The 22163-nt window shown below is 72.0% G+C and carries 17 protein-coding genes; 5 read left to right on the forward strand and 12 right to left on the reverse strand.

From position 1 onward, the window contains the following. Window positions 1-152 precede the first annotated feature (152 nt). Together JS521_RS21140 and JS521_RS21145 are read left to right on the forward strand one after the other, a co-directional pair. Window positions 153-2495 (forward strand): MMPL family transporter, encoded by a 2343-nt coding sequence (locus JS521_RS21140; RefSeq protein WP_205084517.1) that lies wholly within the window; start codon window positions 153-155, stop codon window positions 2493-2495. A gap of 76 nt (window positions 2496-2571) precedes the next feature. Beyond that, window positions 2572-3663: an acyltransferase family protein gene (locus JS521_RS21145; RefSeq protein WP_205084518.1), complete on the forward strand. Its 1092-nt coding sequence runs from the start codon at window positions 2572-2574 to the stop codon at window positions 3661-3663. Between the two features lie 21 nt (window positions 3664-3684). Here the strand turns inward: JS521_RS21145 and JS521_RS21150 are convergent, their stop codons facing one another. The 6 genes from JS521_RS21150 to JS521_RS21175 all read right to left on the reverse strand — a co-directional run bounded on the left by JS521_RS21150 (window position 3685) and on the right by JS521_RS21175 (window position 8960). Further along, a complete protein-coding gene (locus tag JS521_RS21150; protein WP_205084519.1) occupies window positions 3685-3891 on the reverse strand; it encodes a hypothetical protein in 207 nt (68 codons plus the stop codon). Between the two features lie 123 nt (window positions 3892-4014). Next, window positions 4015-5586 carry a DEAD/DEAH box helicase gene (locus tag JS521_RS21155; RefSeq protein ID WP_205084520.1) on the reverse strand — a complete coding sequence of 524 codons (1572 nt, stop codon included), beginning with the start codon at window positions 5584-5586 and terminating at the stop codon, window positions 4015-4017. A 244-nt stretch (window positions 5587-5830) separates the two neighbouring features. Continuing rightward, window positions 5831-6034 (reverse strand): cold-shock protein, encoded by a 204-nt coding sequence (locus JS521_RS21160; RefSeq protein ID WP_205084521.1) that lies wholly within the window; start codon window positions 6032-6034, stop codon window positions 5831-5833. A gap of 276 nt (window positions 6035-6310) precedes the next feature. Then, on the reverse strand, window positions 6311-7468 hold the full coding sequence (locus JS521_RS21165) for an acetyl-CoA C-acetyltransferase (RefSeq protein ID WP_205084522.1): 1158 nt from the start codon (window positions 7466-7468) through the stop codon (window positions 6311-6313). Between the two features lie 37 nt (window positions 7469-7505). Further along, on the reverse strand, window positions 7506-8117 hold the full coding sequence (locus tag JS521_RS21170) for a TetR/AcrR family transcriptional regulator (RefSeq protein WP_205084523.1): 612 nt from the start codon (window positions 8115-8117) through the stop codon (window positions 7506-7508). Between the two features lie 54 nt (window positions 8118-8171). After that, window positions 8172-8960, reverse strand: a complete 789-nt coding sequence (locus tag JS521_RS21175) for an SDR family oxidoreductase (RefSeq protein ID WP_205084524.1) — start codon at window positions 8958-8960, stop codon at window positions 8172-8174. Window positions 8961-9071: 111 nt separating this feature from the next. Between JS521_RS21175 and JS521_RS21180 the strand changes: the two genes are divergently transcribed. Then, window positions 9072-10217, forward strand: a complete 1146-nt coding sequence (locus JS521_RS21180) for an acyl-CoA dehydrogenase family protein (protein ID WP_205084525.1) — start codon at window positions 9072-9074, stop codon at window positions 10215-10217. Further along, window positions 10217-11314, forward strand: a complete 1098-nt coding sequence (locus JS521_RS21185) for an acyl-CoA dehydrogenase family protein (protein WP_205084526.1) — start codon at window positions 10217-10219, stop codon at window positions 11312-11314. The genes JS521_RS21180 and JS521_RS21185 overlap by 1 nt, the downstream gene beginning before the upstream one ends. Before the next feature lie 40 nt (window positions 11315-11354). Here JS521_RS21185 and JS521_RS21190 read toward each other — a convergent pair whose 3' ends face one another. The 6 genes from JS521_RS21190 to JS521_RS21215 all read right to left on the reverse strand — a co-directional run bounded on the left by JS521_RS21190 (window position 11355) and on the right by JS521_RS21215 (window position 20704). Then, window positions 11355-11846, reverse strand: coding sequence for a pyridoxamine 5'-phosphate oxidase family protein (locus JS521_RS21190; RefSeq protein ID WP_205084527.1), 492 nt, complete (start codon window positions 11844-11846; stop codon window positions 11355-11357). A 55-nt stretch (window positions 11847-11901) separates the two neighbouring features. Then, complete coding sequence (locus tag JS521_RS21195; RefSeq protein ID WP_205084528.1) at window positions 11902-12471, reverse strand: HutD/Ves family protein; 570 nt, start codon at window positions 12469-12471, stop codon at window positions 11902-11904. Further along, window positions 12468-13214, reverse strand: a complete 747-nt coding sequence (locus JS521_RS21200) for a vWA domain-containing protein (RefSeq protein WP_205084529.1) — start codon at window positions 13212-13214, stop codon at window positions 12468-12470. Before JS521_RS21200 ends, JS521_RS21195 begins: the two co-directional genes overlap by 4 nt. Before the next feature lie 296 nt (window positions 13215-13510). Further along, on the reverse strand, window positions 13511-14971 hold the full coding sequence (locus JS521_RS21205) for a glutamate synthase subunit beta (RefSeq protein WP_075266918.1): 1461 nt from the start codon (window positions 14969-14971) through the stop codon (window positions 13511-13513). After that, entirely contained in the window at window positions 14964-19523 is a 4560-nt protein-coding gene (gene gltB / locus JS521_RS21210) for a glutamate synthase large subunit (protein ID WP_205084530.1), read from the reverse strand. Before gltB ends, JS521_RS21205 begins: the two co-directional genes overlap by 8 nt. Before the next feature lie 449 nt (window positions 19524-19972). After that, a complete protein-coding gene (locus tag JS521_RS21215; RefSeq protein WP_205084531.1) occupies window positions 19973-20704 on the reverse strand; it encodes a VIT1/CCC1 transporter family protein in 732 nt (243 codons plus the stop codon). Window positions 20705-20976: 272 nt separating this feature from the next. On the opposite strand from JS521_RS21215, the gene JS521_RS21220 reads away from it, so the two are divergent. Then, window positions 20977-22080, forward strand: coding sequence for an ADP-ribosylglycohydrolase family protein (locus JS521_RS21220; protein WP_205084532.1), 1104 nt, complete (start codon window positions 20977-20979; stop codon window positions 22078-22080). Window positions 22081-22163: the final 83 nt, after the last annotated feature.

Raw genomic sequence — 22163 nt, forward strand, 5'->3', positions numbered from 1 at the left:
CCCTTCCCCCGGGCCCCCGCGTCACCCGTTCCCCCGCACCGGCGTGCCGGGCGACGGCCGGAGCCGTTGAATGCGAAGTCAGCGAGCCCGCGCAGGCGTCCCGGGACGTCCCGGCAGAAGCCGGAACGGGGCAGAAGGCAGGAGAGAGCCGCATGCCGTCGTCACAGGCCCGCACGGACCGGGCGGCCGCCCCGCAGCACCGGGGTGCGCTGCGCCGCACCGGCGAGTGGTGTGCCCGGCACTTCGTGACCGTCCTCATCCTGTGGGTGGCCGCGCTCGCCGGGCTCCAGGTCCTCCAGCACGCGTACGGCGGCGACTACTCCGACGACTTCTCACTGCCCGGCACCCAGTCGCAGGACGGCCTCGACGTCCTGAAGGCGCACGCGCCGCAAGCGGGCGGCTACAGCGCCCAAGTCGTCCTGCACGACGCGGACAAGCCGCTCACCTCGGTCTCCGACCAGGTCGCCACGGCCGTCACCGACCTCCAGAAGCTCCCGGACGTCCTGTCCGCGCAGAACCCGCTGCCGTCGTCCGGCTCCACCCCGCCCCCGCCGCCCGATCCGAACACCGGGCCGCTCTCCACGGACCAGAAGACCGCCTACATCACCGTCCGGTTCAGCGTGCAGCCCTCCACGCTCGATCCGTCCTACCTGGACGGGGTCGACGACGCGGTGCAGCCGCTGCGGTCGGCCGGGGTGACGGTGGAGTACGGCGGATCGCTCGGCGAGCTGGCCCGGCCCGAGCCGAGCGACCGCACCAGCGAGGCGATCGGCTTCGGGGTGGCGATCGTGGTCCTGCTGATCGGCTTCGGCAGCCTGCTGGCCGCCGTGCTGCCGCTGGTCACCGCCCTGATCTGCGCCCTGTGCGGGCTCGCGCTGCTCGGCCTCCTCGCCGCCGCCGCGACCTTCGCGACCGTCTCCCCGACGCTCGCCACGATGATCGGGATCGGCGTCGGCATCGACTACGCCCTCTTCCTGGTGACCCGGCACCGGCAGAACCTCGTCGACGGTCAGGACCCGGTGACGGCCGCCGGGAACGCCGCCGCCACCAGCGGGCACGCCGTCCTGCTCTCCGGCTGCACGGTGATCATCGCGCTGTCGGGGCTGTGGGTCTCCGGGATCGGGTTCATCGGCAAGCTGGGCCTGGCCGCGGCGGTCACCGTCGTCACCGCGGTGGCGGGCGCCCTCACGCTCGTACCGGCGGTGCTCGGTCTGATCGGCCGCCGCATCGACCGGCTACGGGTACGGAAACCGGTGGCGGAGACCGTACCGGCCCCGGACGAGGCGGCGGGCGGCGCGGCGGACGGCACAGCGCCCGGCTCGGAGCCCGGCGCGGCGGCCGCCCCGGGGCACGGCGCGGAGCCCGGCGGCTGGCACCGGTACGCGCAGCGGGTGGAGCGGCGGCCCTGGTGGTTCCTGGCCGGCGGAGTGGTGCTGCTGGCCGTCCTCTCCTTCCCCCTCTTCTTCATCCAGCTCGGCCACATCGGCGACGGCGCCGACCCGAAGTCGTTCACCGACCGGCGCGCCTTCGACCTGATGTCGAGCGCCTTCGGCCCCGGCTCCAACGGCCCGCTGACCCTGGTCATCGACCAGAGCAAGGTGTCCTCCGGCGACCGCTCCGCCCTCGCCGACCAGGCGCAGAAGGCGCTGACGGACGTACCGGACGCCGAAGTGATCACCCAGCTGACCGCCACGTCGGACGGCGACGTGCTGACCGCCACCGCCTACTCGGTGGCCGCCCCGCAGGACGAGCGGACCACCTCCCTGACGAACCGGCTCACCGACGACGTCCTGCCCCAGGCCGTCTCCGGCTACGACGCGAGCACGTACGTCACCGGCACGACCGCCGCCCAGGTCGACTTCCTGGACATCGTCGCCGGCCGGCTGCCGCTGATCATCGCGGTCGTCGTGGGCCTGGCGTTCCTGGTGATCCTGGCCGTCTTCCGGGGCCTGCTCGTCGCGGTGAAGGCCGCCGTGCTCAACGTCCTGTCGATCGCCGCCTCGTACGGGGTCGTGGTGGCGGTCTTCCAGTGGGGCTGGGGCGGCCCGGCGCTGGGGGTGTCGGGAGACGTCCCGATCGAGAGCTATGTGCCGATGATGATGTTCGCGATCGTCTTCGGGCTGAGCATGGACTACGAGATCTTCCTGCTCTCCCGCATCCACGAGGCGTGGGTGCGCACCGGGGATCCGCGCGCGAGCGTGGCGCACGCGCTGGAGATCACCGCCCGGGTCATCACCTGCGCGGCGCTGATCATGGTGAGCGTCTTCGCCGCGTTCGTCATCAGCGACAACATCGTGGTGAAGATGCTGGGCCTGGGGCTGGCCGCCAGCGTGCTCATCGACGCCACCGTCGTACGGCTGCTGCTGGTCCCGGCGGTGATGACCCTGCTGGGCCGGGCCGCCTGGTGGATCCCCGGCCCGCTGGACCGGATCCTGCCGCACCTGGACGCCGAGGGGAGCGCCCAGCCGCCGCCCGGGCGGGCCGGGCGCGCCTGACGGGAAGGGCAGGTTCGATCCGGTGATGCGGGACACAGTGGCTGGAGGGAACTCCTGCGCGTTCTAGGGTGTCAGGATGCCTCAGCTGCCCCTCACCACCTCCGAGCAGCCGCGTCCCGCCGCCGCTGCCGGCGCCCCGGAGACCGGAAAGCCGCCTTCCGACGGCCGGGACCACTTCTTCGACAACGCGAAGTACCTGGCGATCGTTCTGGTGGCGATCGGACACGCGTGGGAGCCGCTGCCGTCGGGCCGCATCGTGGAAGCCGCGTACACCTTCATCTACACGTTCCACATGCCCGTCTTCATCCTCATAGCGGGCTACTTCTCGCGGAACTTCGAGCTGCGGCCGGACCGGGTGTGGAAGCTGGTCACCAGCCTCCTGGTGCCCTACGTCCTGTTCGAGGTGCTCTACACGCTCTTCGAGCGGGTGGCCGACAAGCCGGACTACGCCCTCTCGCCGCTGTCGCCCTACTGGCTGCTGTGGTTCCTGCCCGCCCTGTTCCTCTGGCGGCTGTCCACCCCCCTCTGGCAGGCCATCCGCTTCCCGGTGCTGGTCTCCCTCGCCATCGCCGCCCTCGCGACGCTGTCACCGGCCGCCGACGGATCCCTCCAGATCCAGCGCATCCTGCAGTTCCTGCCGTTCTACGTGCTCGGCCTGCGGCTGCGCCCGGAACACTTCCAGCTGCTGCGCTCCACCTGGGTCCGCGTCGTCTCGGTGCCGGTGTTCGCCGTCGGGCTGCTCGTGGCGTACTGGCTGGTGCCCCGGACGTCCACCGGGTGGTTCTACCGCAAGAGCAGCACCGACCGGATGGACATGGCCGAGTGGACCGGGCCGACCGTCACCGTGCTGCTGTTCCTGGGCGCGATCGTGCTGGGCGCGTGCTTCCTCGCCTGGGTGCCCAAGGGCAAGAGCTGGATGACCGCGCTGGGCACCTGCACGCTGTACGGGTACCTGCTCCACGGCTTCGTCGTCCGGGGCCTGAAGTACGGGGGGTTCTACGAGGACCCGTTCTTCGAGACCACGCTGGGCACGGTCACCGTCACCCTGGGCGCGATCGCCGTCATCACCCTGCTGTGCACGCCCCCGGTCCGGCGGCTGCTGCGCCCGCTGCTGGAGTCGCGCATGGCGTGGGCCCGGCAGAAACCACCGGCCGCCCGGGCGTCCTGAGACGCCGCCGAACGGCCGGTGTCAGTGATCCATGACGACGGTCCTGCCGAGCACCGCGACGTGCTCCAGGACGTCCTCCAGCGGATCGTCGATCTGGCCCGTCGCGATGAGGGCCACCTGCGAACCGTTGTGGGATCCGGTGTGCGTCTCGTCGGCGTGGGCAGCGGTGGTGGCGGGCAGCACCGACGCCACCACCGTCACGCCTAACGCGGTCAGCTTCCTCTTCATGCAGGGGATCTTCGTCGGCACCGGGCGCCGTGGCGGGGACCGACGCCGGGCGTCCGGCCACTTGTTACAGAGAGACGCCTGAGCGCTCTTCGGCGGCCGGCGGCGGACCGCCGTCCGCTCACGTCACGCGGCGCGGTTGTTCCGGCGCTGCGTTGCGGCCGCCCGGGCCTCGGGCGTCGGCACCCCGGGACGGCCGCGCCGGGCCGGGGCCCCGCCGCCGCGCTTGGTGCCGCGGCCCATGAACGCGCCGCCGCCACCGCGGCCGGAGCGCTCCTTGGCCGGTGCGGAGATGACGACCGGTACGCCGGAGGGCGCCTGCGCACCGGTGATCCGGCTCAGCTCGGCCTCGCCGGAGCGGACCTGGGCGATCTGCGGGGTGATCCCGGCGTCCGCCATCAGCCGGGTCATCTCGCGGCGCTGGTTGGGCAGCACCAGCGTGACGACGCTGCCGGACTCCCCGGCCCGCGCGGTACGGCCGCCGCGGTGCAGGTAGTCCTTGTGGTCGCTCGGCGGGTCCACGTTGACGACCAGGTCGAGGTTGTCGACGTGGATGCCGCGCGCCGCGACGTTGGTGGCGACCAGCACGGTGACGTGCCCGGTCTTGAACCGCTCCAGGGTGCGGGTGCGCTGCGGCTGGGACTTGCCCCCGTGCAGCGCCGCCGCCCGGACCCCGCTGTGCAGCAGGTGGTCGGTGAGCTTGTCCACGGCGTGCTTGGTGTCCAGGAACATGATCACGCTGCCCTCACGGGCCGCGATCTCCGTCGTGGTCGCGTACTTGTCCGTGCCCTGGACGTACAGGACGTGGTGCTCCATCGTCGTGACGGCGCCGGCGGCCGGGTCGACGGAGTGCACGACCGGGTCCTTCAGGTACGTCCGCACCAGCAGGTCGACGTTGCGGTCCAGGGTGGCCGAGAACAGCATCCGCTGCCCGTCCGGGTTCACCTGGTCGAGCAGCTCGGTGACCTGCGGCATGAAGCCCATGTCGGCCATCTGGTCGGCCTCGTCGAGGACGGTGATGGTGACCCGGTCCAGCCGGCAGTCGCCGCGCTCGATGAGGTCCTTGAGGCGGCCCGGCGTGGCGACGACGACCTCGGCCCCGCCGCGCAGCGCGCTCGCCTGGCGGCCGATCGACATGCCGCCGACCACGGTGGCGATGCGCAGCTTCAGCGACCGGGCGTACGGGGTGAGCGCGTCGGTGACCTGCTGGGCCAGCTCCCGGGTGGGGACGAGGACCAGGGCGAGCGGGCGCTTGGCGTCGGCGCGGCGGCCTGCGGTGCGGGCCAGCAGCGCGAGGCCGAAGGCGAGGGTCTTGCCGGAGCCGGTGCGGCCGCGGCCCAGGACGTCCCGGCCGGCCAGCGAGTTCGGCAGGGTGGCCCCCTGGATCGGGAAGGGCACCGCCACGCCCTGGGCGACCAGCGCCGCCTTCAGTGGTGCGGGCATCTCCAGCTCGTCGAAGGTCTCGACGGCGGGGAGGGCGGGGGTGACGGTCACCGGCAGGGCGAACTCGCCCTTGACGCCGGAGGCGGAGCGGCGGCCGTAGCCACCGGACCGGCCCGAGCCGCCGGACCGCTTGGGTCCGCCGCCGAAGCCCGCGGCCCGGCGCTCGCCGCCGCCACCGCCGGAGTAGCGGGGGCCGCCGCCGGAGCGGGTGCGGGAGAATCGGTCGTTCGAGCGGGGTGTGCGTTCGCGGTTCATGCAGAACCTTTCCTCGATAGGGCACGTATCGAGGGATTCTTTTCGGGAAGAGACCGTGAACGGCACCCAGAATCGCAAGAACGAGCCGATGAAATGACAAAAGAAAACGAAGCCCGGCCGCCGGGAATCAACGCACCGGACGCGGCTTCGCCGAGGGGCGCGCGGCGCGGGCCCCGGAAACGACAACGAGCCGGGGCCCGCACCCCAAGGTGCGGGCCCCAGCTGCGTAGTGCTGCCCGAGTGATCAGGCGGGGGTGATGTTCTCCGCCTGCGGGCCCTTCTGGCCCTGCGTGACGTCGAAGGAGACCTTCTGGCCCTCCTGGAGCTCACGGAAGCCCGAGGTGGCGATGTTGGAGTAGTGGGCGAAGACGTCGGCGCCGCCGCCGTCCTGCTCGATGAAGCCGAAGCCCTTTTCCGAGTTGAACCACTTCACGGTGCCAGTAGCCATGTCATTCTCCTAAAAGAGGTGCAGTGCCGGAAATCCGCACTTTACGGATTCCAAGTCGCCGCATTGAGCCCCATCCGGAGAAAGCCGGAAAACAATAAAGCGCCTGAGGAAGCATTCCCGTCAGGCGCACATAAAGTTCATGGGTACCAAAACTGCAACGGGAAACACCCTAGCACGTCCTCTCCCGCGGCGGTGGATCACGCCGCGCCGCCGCAGAAGAAACGTGGCTGACCAGAGGGCGTACGGGAGAGGGACGGCTGGCGGACGGCAGGCGACTCAGAGCCGCTCGACGATGGTGACGTTGGCCTGCCCGCCGCCCTCGCACATCGTCTGGAGCCCGTAGCGGCCGCCGGTGCGTTCGAGTTCGTGCAGCAGGGTCGTCATCAGCCGGGCGCCGGTTGCCCCGAGCGGGTGACCCAGGGCGATGGCCCCGCCGTTGACGTTGACCCGTTCGGGGTCCGCACCGGTCTCTTTCAGCCAGGCGAGGACGACCGGGGCGAACGCTTCGTTGATCTCGACGAGGTCGATGGCGTCGAGGGTGAGGCCGGTCCTCTTCAGGGCGTACGCGGTGGCCGGGATCGGGGCCGAGAGCATCCGGATGGGGTCCTCGCCCCGTACGGACAAGTGGTGGATGCGGGCCCGGGGGGTGAGGCCGTGTTCGGCGACCGCCCGCTCGGAGGCGATGAGCAGGGCGGCGGCCCCGTCGGAGACCTGGGAGGAGCAGGCGGCGGTGATGGTGCCGCCCTCGACGACGGGGCGCAGTCCGGCCATTTTCTCCAGGGTGGTGTCGCGGCGCGGCCCCTCGTCGGCGGTGACGTCCCCGTACACGACGGTCTCGCGGTCGAAGCGGCCCTCGTCTGCGGCGCGGACGGCCCGGCGGTGCGAGGTGAGGGCGAACTCCTCCATGTCCCGGCGGCTGATGCCCCACTTCTCGGCGATGAGCTGGGCGCCGTGGAACTGGTTGACGGGGGCGTCGCCGTACCGGGCCCGCCAGCCCACGCTGCCCGCGTACGGCCCCTGGGTGAGGCCGAGGGGTTCGGCGGCCTGGCGGGAGGCGAAGGCGATGGGGATCTGGGTCATGTTCTGGGTGCCGCCCGCGACGACGAGGTCCTGGGTGCCGGAGAGGACGCCCTGGGCCGCGAAGTGGAGGGCCTGCTGGGAGGAGCCGCACTGCCGGTCGATGGTGACGCCGGGGACCTCCTCGGGCAGTCCGGCGGCGAGCCATGACGTACGGGCGATGTCGCCGGCCTGCGGTCCGACCGTGTCCAGGCAGCCGAAGACGACGTCCTCGACGGCCGCCGGGTCGACGCCGGAGCGGGCGACCAGCTCGCGGAGCACGTGGGCGCCGAGGTCGGCGGGGTGGACGGCCCCGAGGCCTCCTCCGCGCCGTCCGACGGGGGTGCGTACCGCTTCGACGATGTAGGCCTCGGTCATGGCTGCTGCTCCTCACGCAGGCAGGAGGGACGTACGGCTAGGTGCGCAGGGCGATGCCGTCCAGCACCATCGAGAGGTACTGACGGGCGATCTCCTCGGGGCTGTGGTGTCCGCCGGGCCGGTACCAGGAGGCGGCGACCCAGACGGTGTCGCGGACGAAGCGGTAGGTGAGGCGGATGTCGAGGTCGTCGCGGAAGACGCCTTCGGCGACGCCGCGTTCCAGGGTGCCGAGCCAGGCCTTCTCGAACTTGGTCTGCGAGTCGGCGAGGTAGGCGAAGCGGGGCTGGGTGGCGAGGTGCTTGGACTCCTTCTGGTAGATCGCGACGGCGGGGCGGTGCCGGTCGATCTCCCGGAAGGACTCGGTGACCAGGGCCTCGATGGTCTCGCGCGGGCCGAGCCCGGCCGCCAGGACGGCGTCGTAGCCCTGCCAGAGCTCGTCGAGGAAGGTGGAGAGGATCTCGTCGACCATCGATTCCTTGGAATCGAAGTGGTAGTAGAGGCTGCCCGCGAGCATCCCGGCCTCGTCGGCGATGCGGCGCACGGTGGTGGCGTTGTATCCCTGGGCGGCGAAGACCTCGGCGGCGGTGGCGAGCAGTTCACGGCGTCGCTCCGGCGTGGGGGTCACCTGGGGCTTCTTCTTGGTAGGCACCCGGCCATTGTCCGCCCGCGGCCTGTGTGTTCCCGCAGGTGCCCATGTCGGTGCTCACGCATGCTGGCTGCTGACGGGGACGACCTCGCCGGTCATGTACGAGGAGTAGCCGCTGGCGAGGAAGACGATGACGTTGGCGACCTCCCAGGGTTCGGCGTACCGGCCGAAGGCCTCCTTCTCGGTGAGTTCGGCGAGCAGTTCGGCGGAGGTGACCTTGGCGAGGTGGGGGTGCATGGCGAGGCTGGGGGCGACGGCGTTGACGCGTACGCCGTAGTCGGCGGCCTCGACGGCGGCGCAGCGGGTGAGGGCCATGACGCCGGCCTTGGCGGCGGCGTAGTGGGCCTGGCCGCGCTGGGCGCGCCAGCCGACGACGGAGGCGTTGTTGACGATCACGCCCCCTCGCCCGGCGGCCTTGAGGGAGCGCAGTGCGGCGCGGGTGCAGCGGAAGGTGCCGTTCAGGGTGACGTCGAGGATCTTCGTCCACTGGCCGTCGGTCATCTCGGTGAGTTCGGCGGTGCCGCCGAGGCCGGCGTTGTTGACGACGACGTCCAGGCCGCCGTGGACGCGCTCGGCGTGGGCGAAGAGGGCCGCGACCTGCTCCTCGTCGGTGACGTCGCAGGTCAGGTGGGTGACGCGGTCGGGGCCGAACTCCTCGGCGAGGGCGTGGGCGCTCTCCTCCAGCCGGCGGGCGTGGGCGTCGCCGATGACGACACGCGCCCCCTCCTCCAGGAAGCGGCGGGCGGTCGCTCCGCCGATCCCGGCTCCGGCGGCGGCGGTGACGACGGCGGCGCGGCCGGCCAGCAGCCCGTGTCCCGGCAGGTACGGCGGTGCGCTCGCGCTCATGGCCCGTTCTCCCGTTCCCCCGCTTCTCGACGGCGTAGGGGTCGTACGTTAACCTACCAAACACTTGTTAGGGAACAGTCGGCGGCGAGCTACCCGGAAGGCGGGCGCGTCATGGATCTGGACCGGACGGCACGGACCGAAGCGCTGCGGGCCGAGGCCCGGGCCTGGCTGCGGGACCACGTACCGGCCCGGCCGCTGCCGTCCCTGGAGACCGAGGAGGGGTTCGCCGCGCACCGGAGGTGGGAGGCGGAGCTGTACGGGGGCGGCTGGTCGGTTGTCTCCTGGCCGAGGGAGCACGGGGGCCGGGGCGCGGATCTCTTCGGCTGGCTGGCGTTCGAGGAGGAGTACTGGGCGGCGGGCGCGCCCGGCCGGGTGTCGCAGAACGGGATCAGCCTCCTCGCCCCGACGCTCCTCGCCCACGGCACGGCCGGGCAGCGGGCCCGGGTGCTGGAGCCGATGGCGAGCGGCGAGGTGATCTGGGCGCAGGCCTGGTCGGAGCCGGAGGCCGGGTCGGATCTGGCGGCGCTGCGCTCGCGGGCGGTGCGCACGGAAGGCGGCTGGCTGCTGTCGGGGCAGAAGACGTGGTCGTCGCGGGCGGCGTTCGCGGACCGGGCGTTCGGCATCTTCCGTACGGACCCGGGGGCCGCGAAACCGCACCAGGGGCTGACGTATCTGATGTTCGGGCTGCGCGACCCCGGGGTCACGGTCCGTCCGATCGGGCGGCTCGACGGGAAGCCGGCCTTCGCCGAGATCTTCCTGGACGAGGTCTTCGTACCGGACGAGGACGTCATCGGGGAGCCGGGGCAGGGCTGGCGGATCGCGATGTCGGCGACGGGCGACGAGCGGGGGCTCACCCTCCGCTCCCCCGGCCGCTTCCTGGCCGCCGCCGACCGGTTGCGGGCGCTGTGGCGGGACGTGGGCGATCCGGCGGACACGGCGCTGCGGGACCGGGTGGCGGACGCGGTGATCGGGGCGCGGGCGTACCAGCTGTTCACGGCGGCCTCGGCGGCCCGGTTCGCGGCGGGGGCGACGCTGGGGCCGGAGTCCAGCCTGAACAAGGTGTTCTGGTCGGACTACGACATCGGCCTGCACGAGACGGCCCTCGATCTGCTGGGCCCGGACGCGGAGCTGGCGGACACCGCGTGGGCGGAGGGGTACGTCTTCGCGCTCGCCGGTCCGGTCTACGCCGGGACGAACGAGATCCAGCGCGACATCATCGCCGAGCGGCTGCTCGGCCTGCCGAGGGGACGGCGCTGATGGGTTTCCTGCTCACCGACGAACAGCGGGAGTTCGGGCGTTCCCTGGACGCGCTGCTGACGGCGGCCGGCACTCCGGCGGTGCTACGGGCGTGGGCCGCCGGGGACCACGGTCCGGGGCGGGCCCTGTGGGGGCGGCTCGCGGACGCCGGGGTGTTCGCGCTCGCGGTGCCGGAGGCGTACGGGGGTGTCGGGCCGCTGCCCGTGGAGGCGGCCGTCGCCTGCGTCGAGCTGGGGCGGCACGCGGTGCCAGGACCGGTGGCGGAGACCCTGGCGGCCGTGGCGCTGCTGGCCGGGGCGGGCTGGCCGGTGGCCGAGGAGTGGCTGCCGAGGATCGCGTCGGGTACGGCGGTGGTTTCGCTGGCCCTGGAGGGGTACGGGCCGTACGCCCTGGACGCGGACGCGGCGGACGCGGTGTTCACGGTGACCGGTGACGAACTGCGGCTCGCACCGGGGCCCGGGGAGCTGTCGGCGTCGGCGGATCCGGCGCGCCGGCTGTTCCGCCCGGAGCCGGGCGGCGCCCCGGTCGCCAAGGGCCCGGCGATACGGGCGGCGGCCAGGGCGGCGGGCGACGCGGCCACCTTCGCCACGGCGGCCCTCGCGCTGGGCTGCGGGGAGGAGCTGCTGCGGGCGACGGTGGCGTACGTGAAGCAGCGCACCCAGTTCGGCGTGCCGGTCGGCTCCTTCCAGGCGGTCAAGCACCGGCTCGCGGACACCCTGCTCGGCCTGGAGTTCGCGCGCCCGCTGGTGTTCGGGGCGGCGGTGAAGCTGGCCGAGGCAACCCCTGAGACCGGCGCGGGGACGGGAGCGGGAGGAGGGCCGACCGGCGCGGGAACGGGAACGGCCGGAGGGCCGCCCGAGGCGGGGACGGGAGCGGGAGGAGGGCCGACCGGGGTCGGTCCCGGGCCGGCGGTCGCGGCGGCGAAGGTGGCGGCGGGCGAGGCCGGGTACGCGGCGGCCCGCACCGCGCTCCAGGCACACGGCGCGATCGGCTACACCGAGGAGCTGGACCTCGCGTGGTGGCTGCGCCGGGGCCCGCCGCTGCGGGACGCCTGGGGGACGCCGTCCGCCTGCCGGGCCCGGGTACTGGCGGGGTGAGTGGCCTGCGGCCGGCCCGCCCCGGCCGCAGGGGCCGTGGTCACTTCCGGCGTACCGTGCGCAGCGGCTGCCCCGGCCGCCAGGACTGGATGACCAGTTCGTCGCTGTCGAGCCCGATGCGGACCACCTCGGTCAGCTCCGCGCGGAAGAGGTGGAAGGGCTCCGGCGGGGTCGCCTCCTCGATGAAGCGGGCGATCACCTCCGGGTCGGTGATCTCCACGGCCCGGCCGCTGACCCGGACGTCCCCGTCGTTCATCTCGGCGTCCGGGCCCGGGTTGGCATGGAGGGAGAAGCGCGGGTCGCGGCGCAGGTCCAGGGCCTTGAGGGAGTCCGGCATCATGCCGAGCAGCATCTCGCCGAAGCGGAAGTCGGCCTCCAGGCCGGTGGCCCGGGGCGAGCCGTCCTTCCTCAGGGTGGCCAGGACGTGGTGCTTGTAGAGGCGGAAGCGGCGTTGCACGGTGTCGGCGAACTCGGGTTCGGCGGCGGCGAAGCCGTCCCAGGAAAGAGGTGAAGAAGACGTCATGGGCGCCATGGAACACCGGATACCCGACACCTTCTGTCCGATATCCCCGCCCGATCGCGGACCCTCACCCGCCCGAGAAGGTGATCAGCACCGCCTGGCCCATCGTCCGCAGCACCCCCGGCGACTCCCCCGCCGCCAGCACCGCGTCGTAGCGGTCCAGCCGGACACCATCGCTCCCGCCCTCCAGCTCCGCGCCGTCGTCCAGGGAGACGGCCAGCACCGCGCCGCCCTCCGGCGGCAGCAGGCGGACCGTACCGCAGATGACGGCGGTCTCCGCCCGCGTACGGGCCCTGCGGTACATGACGTTGAGGTTGACGACCGGGCCGCCCAGCAGGAAGCCCTCGGTGGGCAGGTCGCCGGGGAAGCCGTGCGGCCACAGCGGCTCGTCGACGATGTGGTGCTCGCCGCCGACGACGAGGTCCATGCCCGCGCCCTCGACCACGGTCAGGATGCGGTCCACGCCAGGGAAGGCGGAGAAGGGGCCGTCGGCGGTGACGTCCGCGAGGCTCACCCGCCAGTCGAAGGCGTCCGTCCCCGCGCCCTCGGGGCCCGCCTCGATCTCCCGGACGGTCCCGCCGCCGTTCTTCCAGGGGACGGGCGTGCGGTCGGCGGCGCGCAGGATCGTCACGGTCACCGGACGATCCCCTGCTCCCGGGCGGCGGCCAGCCAGAGCGGGAACTCGGCGACGAGCCGGTCGTACAGCTCGGAGTCCGGGACCTGCCGGGGGTCCGGGCCCGCGTGGAAGTACCCGGCGTTGTCGACGGGCCGCTTGGCGGGGACGGCCAGTTCGTCGAGCTTGCGCAGGAAGTCGAACTGGCTGCTGCGGGTGTTGCCGAAACCGACGAACTGCCAGAACAGGGGCAGCTTGGCGGCCTTGCAGAGGTAGCGCTCGGCGGCGAGCTTGTTGATCGGCCCGCCGTCCGTCTGGAAGACGACCAGGGCGGGCGCGGTGGAGCCGCTGTCGAGGTAGTGGTCGATGACGGCGTCCATCGCCAGGTGGTAGCTGGTCTTCCCCATGTGCCCGAGGCCCGCCGCGATCTTCTCGATCCGGCCGTGGTGGTTGTCGAGGGCGATGTCGGTGACCGCGTCGACGTCGGTGGAGAAGAAGACGACGGGAACCGTGCCGTCGTCGTCGAGGTGGGACGAGAGGCCCAGCACCCGGTCGGCCAGCGCCTGGACGCTGCCGTCCCGGTAGTAGGGCTTCATCGAGCCGGAGTAGTCGATGACGAGGTAGACGGCCGCGCGGTGACCGCCCAGCCCGTGCTTCTCCAGCGAGACCCCGGCGCTCTTGTAGAGGCTGACCAGGGCCGGAGCCGTCTCCTGCACCTTGGTCAGGCTGATGGCCGGGCCTGCGCCCACCGTGTTCACGCCGTGCATGACGGCTTCCCCCGCTCTGCGTTCCGCGTTCCGCGTTCTGCGGAGTTCGAGCGTAGGCCACGGCCGGGCCCCGGGCACACGGCCCTCCCCACCGGCCCGCCCGTCCGCTGTCGAGGCCGCCGCCCCGGGGGAAAGTCGCCGTCGCCCCCGGGGAAAACGGCCCCGGACGCGCCACGGCGCCCGCTGAGTCCGGTCGGGGACAGGCAGGCGCCGCGTTCAGTTCCGTACGCCGTTGTACGGGACGTATCAAGGGGGTGCCCCCGGGCCGCGTGGCCCAGGGGGAACCCGGGTGGTGCTCAGACCAGCAGGGACCGGTCCGTCGGGCGGATCGGCGCGTGCAGGGCGCTGGTCCCGGTCAGGAAGCGGTCCACTCCGCGGGCGGCGGAGCGGCCCTCGGCGATCGCCCAGACGATCAGCGACTGGCCGCGTCCCGCGTCACCGGCGACGAAGACGCCGTCGACGTTGGTCGCGTAGCTCTCGTCGCGGGCGACGTTGCCGCGCTGGTCGAGCTCCAGGCCGAACTGCTGGACCAGACCGTTGGACTGGTCGGTTCCGGTGAAGCCCATGGCGAGCGTGACGAGCTGCGCGGGGATGCGCCGCTCCGTGCCGGGCTTCTGCTCCAGCTTACCGTCCTTGAACTCGACCTCGACCAGGTGGAGGGCCGCGACGTTTCCGTCCTCGTCGCCCTCGAAGTGGGTGGTGGAGACGGAGTAGACCCGCTCGCCGCCCTCCTCGTGCGCGGAGGTGACCTTGTAGAGCATCGGGAAGGTCGGCCACGGCTGGCCGGGGTTCCGCTCCTCGCCCGGCTTCGGCATGATCTCCAGCTGGGTGACGGAGGCCGCGCCCTGGCGGTGGGCGGTGCCGACGCAGTCGGCGCCGGTGTCGCCGCCGCCGATGACGACGACGTGCTTGCCCTCGGCGGTGATCGGGGGAACGGTGAGGTCGCCCTCCTGCACCTTGTTGGCGAGCGGCAGGTACTCCATCGCGAAGTGGATGCCGCCCAGCTCACGGCCGGGAACGGGCAGGTCGCGGGAGACGGTGGCGCCGGCCGCGATGACGACCGCGTCGTAGCGGCGGCGGAGCTTGGCGGCGTCGATGTCCTGGCCGATCTCCACCCCCGTACGGAACTTGGTGCCTTCCAGGCGCATCTGCTCGATGCGGCGGTTGATGTGCGACTTCTCCATCTTGAACTCGGGGATGCCGTAGCGCAGCAGGCCCCCGATGCGGTCCGCGCGCTCGTAGACGACGACGGTGTGGCCGGCCCGGGTCAGCTGCTGGGCGGCGGCGAGTCCCGCCGGTCCGGAGCCGATGACCGCGACGGTCTTGCCGGAGAGGCGCTCGGGCGGCTGCGGGGTGACGTCGCCGCTCTCCCACGCCTTGTCGATGATGGAGACCTCGACGTTCTTGATGGTGACGGCCGGCTGGTTGATGCCGAGCACGCACGCCGACTCGCAGGGGGCCGGGCACAGCCGCCCGGTGAACTCCGGGAAGTTGTTCGTGGCGTGCAGCCGCTCGGAGGCGGCGGTCCAGTCCTCGCGGTAGGCGTAGTCGTTCCACTCGGGGATGAGGTTCCCCAGCGGACAGCCGTTGTGGCAGAACGGGATGCCGCAGTCCATGCAGCGGCCGGCCTGCTTGCTGATGATCGGGAGCAGCGAGCCCGGAACGTAGACCTCGTTCCAGTCCTTGACGCGCTCGGCCACGGGGCGGGTCTGGGCGACCTCGCGTCCGGTGGTCAGGAAGCCCTTGGGGTCAGCCATGGGTCGCCGCCTCCATCATCTTCTCGGTGGTCTCCTGCTCGGAGAGACCGGCGAGCTCAGCGGCGTCCTTGGCGGCGAGCACTGCCTTGTACGTGGACGGGATGATCTTGCTGAAGCGGGTCACGGCGGTGTCCCACTCGGCGAGGAGCTTCTCGGCGACGGTGGAGCCGGTCTCCTCGTGGTGGCGGCGCACGACGTCGTGCAGCCACTGCCTGTCGGTGTCGTCCAGCTCCTCGACCGCGCCGAGATTGCCGACGTTGACGTTGTCGGGGTTCAGGTCGATGACGTACGCGACACCGCCCGACATACCGGCGGCGAAGTTGCGGCCGGTCTCGCCGAGGACGACCGCGTGGCCGCCGGTCATGTACTCGCAGCCGTGGTCGCCGACGCCTTCGGAGACGACGAGGGCCCCGGAGTTGCGGACGCAGAAGCGTTCGCCGGTGCGGCCGCGGAGGAAGATCTCGCCGCCGGTCGCCCCGTAGCCGATGGTGTTGCCGGCGATGGTGGAGAACTCGGCGAGGTGGTCGGCGCCCCGGTCCGGGCGGACGATCACACGGCCGCCGGAGAGGCCCTTGCCGACGTAGTCGTTGGCGTCGCCCTCCAGGCGCAGGGTGATGCCGCGCGGCACGAACGCGCCGAAGGACTGGCCGGCCGAGCCGGTGAAGGTGATGTCGATGGTGTTCTCGGGCAGGCCCGGACCACCGAACTTCTTGGTCACCTCGTGGCCGAGCATCGTGCCGACGGTCCGGTTGATGTTGCGGATCGCGACCTGGGCCCGGACCGGCCGGGCGGCCTCGGTGCTGTCGGCTCCCAGCGCGTCGGCGGCCAGCTTGATCAGCTGGTTGTCGAGCGCCTTGGTCAGACCGTGGTCCTGCTCGATGATCCGGTGGCGGACCGCGCCCTCGGGCAGCTCGGGCACGTGGAAGAGCGGAGCCAGATCCAGGCCCTGCGCCTTCCAGTGGGTGATCGCCCGGTCGGTGTCGAGGAGTTCGGCGTGGCCGACGGCCTCCTCGATGGAGCGGAAGCCCAGCTCGGCGAGGATCTCGCGGACCTCTTCGGCGATGAACTCGAAGAAGTTGACGACGTACTCGGCCTTGCCGGAGAACCGGTCGCGGAGCACCGGGTTCTGGGTGGCGATACCGACCGGGCAGGTGTCCAGGTGGCAGACGCGCATCATGACGCAGCCGGAGACGACGAGCGGCGCGGTCGCGAAACCGAACTCCTCGGCGCCCAGCAGCGCGGCGATGACGACGTCGCGGCCGGTCTTGAGCTGGCCGTCGGTCTGCACGACGATGCGGTCGCGCAGGCCGTTGAGCAGCAGGGTCTGCTGGGTCTCGGCGAGGCCGAGCTCCCAGGGGCCGCCCGCGTGCTTGAGGGAGGTGAGCGGGGAGGCGCCCGTTCCGCCGTCGTGACCGGAGATGAGGACGACGTCCGCGTGCGCCTTGGAGACACCGGCGGCGACCGTGCCGACGCCGACCTCGGAGACCAGCTTCACGTGGATGCGGGCCACGGGGTTGGCGTTCTTGAGGTCGTGGATCAGCTGGGCGAGGTCTTCGATGGAGTAGATGTCGTGGTGCGGCGGCGGCGAGATGAGGCCGACGCCGGGCGTCGAGTGACGCGTCTTGGCGACCCACGGGTAGACCTTGTGGCCGGGCAGCTGGCCGCCCTCGCCGGGCTTGGCGCCCTGGGCCATCTTGATCTGGATGTCGTCCGCGTTGACCAGGTATTCGCTGGTCACACCGAAGCGGCCGGAGGCGACCTGCTTGATGGAGGAGCGGCGCTCCGGGTCGTACAGGCGGTCGGGGTCCTCGCCGCCCTCGCCGGTGTTGGACTTGCCGCCGAGCTGGTTCATCGCGATGGCGAGCGTCTCGTGCGCCTCGCGGGAGATCGAGCCGTACGACATGGCGCCGGTGGAGAACCGCTTGACGATCTCGGACGCGGGCTCGACCTCGTCGATGGAGATCGGCTCGCGGCCGGAGTCGAAGCCGAAGAGGCCGCGGAGCGTCATGAGGCGCTCGGACTGCTCGTTCACCCGGTCCGTGTACTGCTTGAAGATGTCGTAGCGCCGGTTGCGGGTGGCGTGCTGGAGGCGGAAGACCGTCTCCGGGTCGAACAGGTGCGGTTCGCCCTCGCGCCGCCACTGGTACTCGCCGCCGATATCCAGCGCGCGGTGCGAGGCCGCGATGCCGGAGGCGGGGTACGCCTTGGTGTGCCGGGCGGCGACCTCCTTGGCGACGACGTCCAGGCCCGCGCCGCCGATCTTGGTGGCGGTGCCGTTGAAGTACGTCGCGACGAAGGCCTCGTCCAGGCCGACGGCCTCGAAGACCTGCGCGCCCCGGTAGGAGGCGACGGTGGAGATGCCCATCTTGGACATGACCTTCAGGACGCCCTTGCCGAGCGCGTAGATCAGGTTCCGGATGGCCTGCTCGGCCTCGATGTTCTCGATGAAGGTGCCGGCGCGGACCAGGTCCTCGACGGACTCCATGGCGAGGTACGGGTTGACCGCGGCGGCGCCGTAGCCGATGAGCAGCGCGACGTGGTGGACCTCGCGGACGTCCCCGGCCTCGACCAGCAGGCCCACCTGGGTGCGCTGCTTGGTGCGGATGAGGTGGTGGTGGACGGCGGAGGTGAGCAGCAGCGAGGGGATCGGCGCGTGCTCGGCGTCGGAGTGCCGGTCGGAGAGGACGATGAGTCGGGCGCCGTCCTCTATGGCGGCGTCGACCTCGGTACAGATCTCGTCGAGACGGGCGGCGAGCGTGTCGCCGCCGCCGCTCACCCGGTAGAGGCCGGCCAGCGTGGCGGCCTTCATGCCCGGCATGTCGCCGTCGGCGTTGATGTGTATCAGCTTGGCGAGCTCGTCGTTGTCGATCACCGGGAAGGGCAGCGTGACGCTGCGGGCCGCGGCGGCGGTCGGCTCCAGGATGTTGCCCTGCGGGCCGAGCGAGGAGCGCAGCGAGGTGACGAGCTCCTCGCGGATGGCGTCCAGCGGCGGGTTGGTGACCTGGGCGAAGAGCTGGGTGAAGTAGTCGAAGAGCAGCCGGGGGCGCGCGGAGAGCGCGGCGATCGGCGAGTCGGTGCCCATGGAGCCGAGCGGCTCACCGGCGGTGCGGGCCATCGGCGCGAGGATGACACGGAGCTCTTCCTCGGTGTAGCCGAAGGTCTGCTGGCGGCGGGTGACCGAGGCGTGGGTGTGCACGATGTGCTCACGCTCGGGCAGGTCGCTCAGCTCGATCTCGCCGGTCTCCAGCCACTCCTGGTAGGGCTGCTCGGCGGCGAGGGACGCCTTGATCTCGTCGTCCTCGATGATGCGGTGCTCGGCGGTGTCGACGAGGAACATCCGGCCGGGCTGGAGGCGGCCCTTGCGGACGACCTTGGCCGGGTCGATGTCGAGGACGCCGACCTCGGAGGAGAGGACGACGAGGCCGTCGTCGGTGACCCAGTAGCGGCCGGGGCGCAGACCGTTGCGGTCGAGGACCGCGCCGACCTGGACGCCGTCGGTGAAGGTGACGCAGGCCGGGCCGTCCCAGGGCTCCATCATCGCGGAGTGGTACTGGTAGAAGGCGCGCCGGGCCGGGTCCATCGAGTCGTGGTTCTCCCACGCCTCGGGGACCATCATCAGCACGGCGTGCGGCAGCGAGCGGCCGCCGAGGTGGAGCAGCTCCAGGACCTCGTCGAAGGAGGCCGAGTCGGAGGCGTCCGGGGTGCAGACGGGGAAGATCCGGTCGAGCTGCGCCTGGCCGAAGAGGCTGGAGGCGAGCTGGGACTCGCGGGCCTTCATCCAGTTGCGGTTGCCCTTGACCGTGTTGATCTCGCCGTTGTGCGCGACGAAGCGGTACGGGTGGGCCAGCGGCCAGCTCGGGAAGGTGTTGGTGGAGAACCGGGAGTGGACCAGCGCGACCGTGGAGGCGAAGCGGCGGTCGGAGAGGTCCGGGAAGAACGGCTCCAGCTGCCCGGTGGTGAGCATGCCCTTGTAGACGAGGGTGCGGGCGGAGAGCGAGGGGAAGTACACCCCGGCCTCACGCTCGGCACGCTTGCGCAGGACGAACGCCTTGCGGTCCAGGACGATGCCGGTGGACTCGCCGTCGGCGACGAAGACCTGGCGGAAGGTCGGCATGGTGGCGCGCGCGCCGTTGCCGAGAAGTTCGGGGGTGACCGGGACGTCGCGCCAGCCGAGGACCTTCAGGCCCTCCTGGGTCGCGATCTTCTCGATCGTGCGGACGGCCTCGGTGGAGTCGTCGGCGGGGAGGAAGGCGATGCCCACGGCATACGAGCCGGCCTCGGGAAGCTCAAAAGGGGTCTCGGCGCGCAGGAAGGCGTCCGGGACCTGGCAGAGGATGCCGGCGCCGTCGCCGGAATCGGGCTCGGAGCCGGTGGCGCCGCGGTGTTCGAGGTTGCGCAGTACGGTCAGCGCCTGCTCGACCAGCTCATGGCTGGCCACACCGGTCAGAGTGGCCACGAACCCGACGCCACAGGCGTCGTGCTCGTTACGGGGGTCGTACATCCCCTGCTGGGCGGGGCGACCGTCCATGGGCGACCAGGCGTCGATACGCATCGGCTCTCCCGTCGTCGTCGTGGCATTTGCGGTGCCGAGGGACGACGTTGGCCCTCTGCGAAATTTCGTGCAGGTTACATGATGGGGCGCTTCTCAAGAAGCGGAAGGCTTGTTCCAACATACGGACACCGTGGTGACCGGAAGTGACTGGGTGACCAGAGATGACCGGCTGACCAGAAGGTGGGTCGCTGTCGGAACGATCGGCGCCCGGGAGTCGCAGAGAGCAGGCGTCGTTGCCTGCGGTGCTTACGGCTCTTGCCCGGTGGCCGGGGAAACGAAACCACCGAGTAACGGCTACTTATGTGTAGCGCTGCATAGCGTCTCATTTTACGGCTGTGCAGCCCGTCACGCCCAGTGGGCGGCGCCAAGACGTACGTCACACGGGTTGCCGGAGCGTTGCGCTGCTCGGGCGGCCCGGTTACGCCGTTCACCGGGCCGCCCCGCGGGGGTCACCCGACGGCGACGCCGAACAGGGTGCCGAGCCCGTACGTCAGCGCGGCCGCCGCACCACCGAGGGCGAGCTGGCGCAGACCGCTGAACCACCAGCTGCGGGCCGTCACCCGGGCCACGACCGCGCCGCAGGCGAAGAGGCCGAGGAGCGCGAGCAGCACGGCGGGCCACAGGGCGCTCGCGCCGAGGAGGTAGGGCAGGACGGGCAGCAGGGCGCCCAGCGCGAACGCGCCGAACGACGAGACGGCGGCGACCAACGGCGAGGGCAGGTCGCCCGGGTCGATGCCGAGTTCCTCGCGGGCGTGGATCTCCAGCGCCTGTTCCGGGTCGCGCGACAGCTGCCGGGCGACCTCGCGGGCCAGCGGGGCGTCCACGCCCCGGGACTCGTAGAGCGCGGCCAGCTCGGCCATCTCGTCCTTGGGGTGCTTACGCAGCTCGCGGCGCTCGACGTCCAGCTCGGCCTCGACCAGTTCGCGCTGGGAGGCGACGGAGGTGTATTCGCCCGCCGCCATGGAGAACGCCCCGGCGGCAAGACCCGCGAGCCCGGTGATCACTATGGTCTGCTGCGAGACGGCACCGCCGGCGACGCCGGTCATCAGGGCGAGGTTGGAGACCAGGCCGTCCATCGCGCCGAAGACGGCGGGGCGCAGCCAGCCGCCGTTCACATCCCGGTGGGTGTGGTTGTCCCGGTGCGCCTCGTGCAGGACGGCGTCGGTCTCGATGATGGCCACGACTCGCTACTCCCCAAACTCAGTACAACTTTCGACAAAGTCCAATGTACGCCGTCCGAGGGTCCGCCGCCAGGAAGGCAAGGCTGCCCTACGACCCCTGTGACCTGGGAAGAAAGGTCAGCCTCAGCTATCCCGCCCGTCATCCGACCGGCCCCTTTCCCGGCGATTTCCGCCTCCCCCGGCCCTCCGCGTGGCACAGATGCGGACAGGGCCCGGAAACGGACCCGGTCCGACTCGGGCTCGGACTCGCCGGACGAGCGGAAGGGTGCGCGATGCATACGACCATCGGCAATGACCGGGCCAGGGGTGCGCTGCTGGGGCTGGCGGTCGGGGACGCGCTCGGCGCCCCGGCGGAGAACCTGCGGCCCTCCGAGATCCGCAGCCGCTGGGGGCGGATCGAGGGGTTCGTGAGCGACGACCCGGCGGGCACCGACGACACGGAGTACGCGATCTTCTCCGGGCTGCTGCTGGCCCGGCACGGCTCGGCGCTCGACGTCACCCATGTGGAGCGGGCCTGGCACCACTGGATCGCCGATCTGGACGAGGGCCCGTTCCGGGGGGCCGGGTTCAGCGAGCGCGGCACCCTGGAGAACCTCCGCCGGGGCCTGGCCGCGCCGATCTCGGCCCAGCACCGGCACGCCTGGAGCGACGGGCTCGCGATGCGGGCGGCGCCCTTCGGCGTCTTCGCGGCGGGCCGTCCGTCCGAGGCGGCCCGGCTGGTCGCGGTGGACGGCCGGGTCAGCCACGAGGGCGAGGGGATCTACGGGGGCCAGGCGGTGGCGGCCGGGGTCGCGGCGGCCATGGTCGGCTCGGGCCTCGCCTCGGTGATCGCGGCCGCACTCTCGGTGGTCCCGATGGACTCCTGGACGGCCCGCTCGCTGCGCCGGGCGGTGGCGGCGGCCCAGCGCCCCTACCCCGACCGGCTCACGATGGAGCGTGCGGTGCGCTCGGCGGTGGTGATCGCCGGCTACCCGTGGACGGACCTCGCGCCGGAGGCGGTGGGCCTGGCGTTCGGGGCGTTCACGGCGGCGCGCGGGGACTTCCGGACGGCGGTGCTCACGGCCGTCAACATGGGCAGGGACGCGGACACGACGGCGGCGGTGGCCGGGGCCCTGGCCGGAGCGCTGAACGGGGAGAGCGCCATTCCGCCGGACTGGGCGGGCGCGATCGGCCCGGTCCGGGGCAGCTGCCTGCCCTCGATGCGCGGCTACCACGTGCTGGACATCGCGGAGCTGCTGACCCCGGAGGACCCGGAGGCGGCCGCCCCGGCGGGGGCGACAGGGCGGGAGCGGGGCGGCGGCCGCGAGCCTTCGGCGGTACGGGACATGGCGTCGGTGGCGGCGTCCTTCGAGCCCGTACGGGAGGAGGGCCGATGACGACGGGCAAGACGGCAACGGGGCCTGACAGGAGCCCAGGGACCACCTGGCCGGGTACGGAAGCGCCCCACTCCCCCTCCCCC

The sequence above is a fragment of the Streptomyces durocortorensis genome (assembly GCF_016901035.1).
Classification (GTDB): domain Bacteria; phylum Actinomycetota; class Actinomycetes; order Streptomycetales; family Streptomycetaceae; genus Streptomyces; species Streptomyces durocortorensis.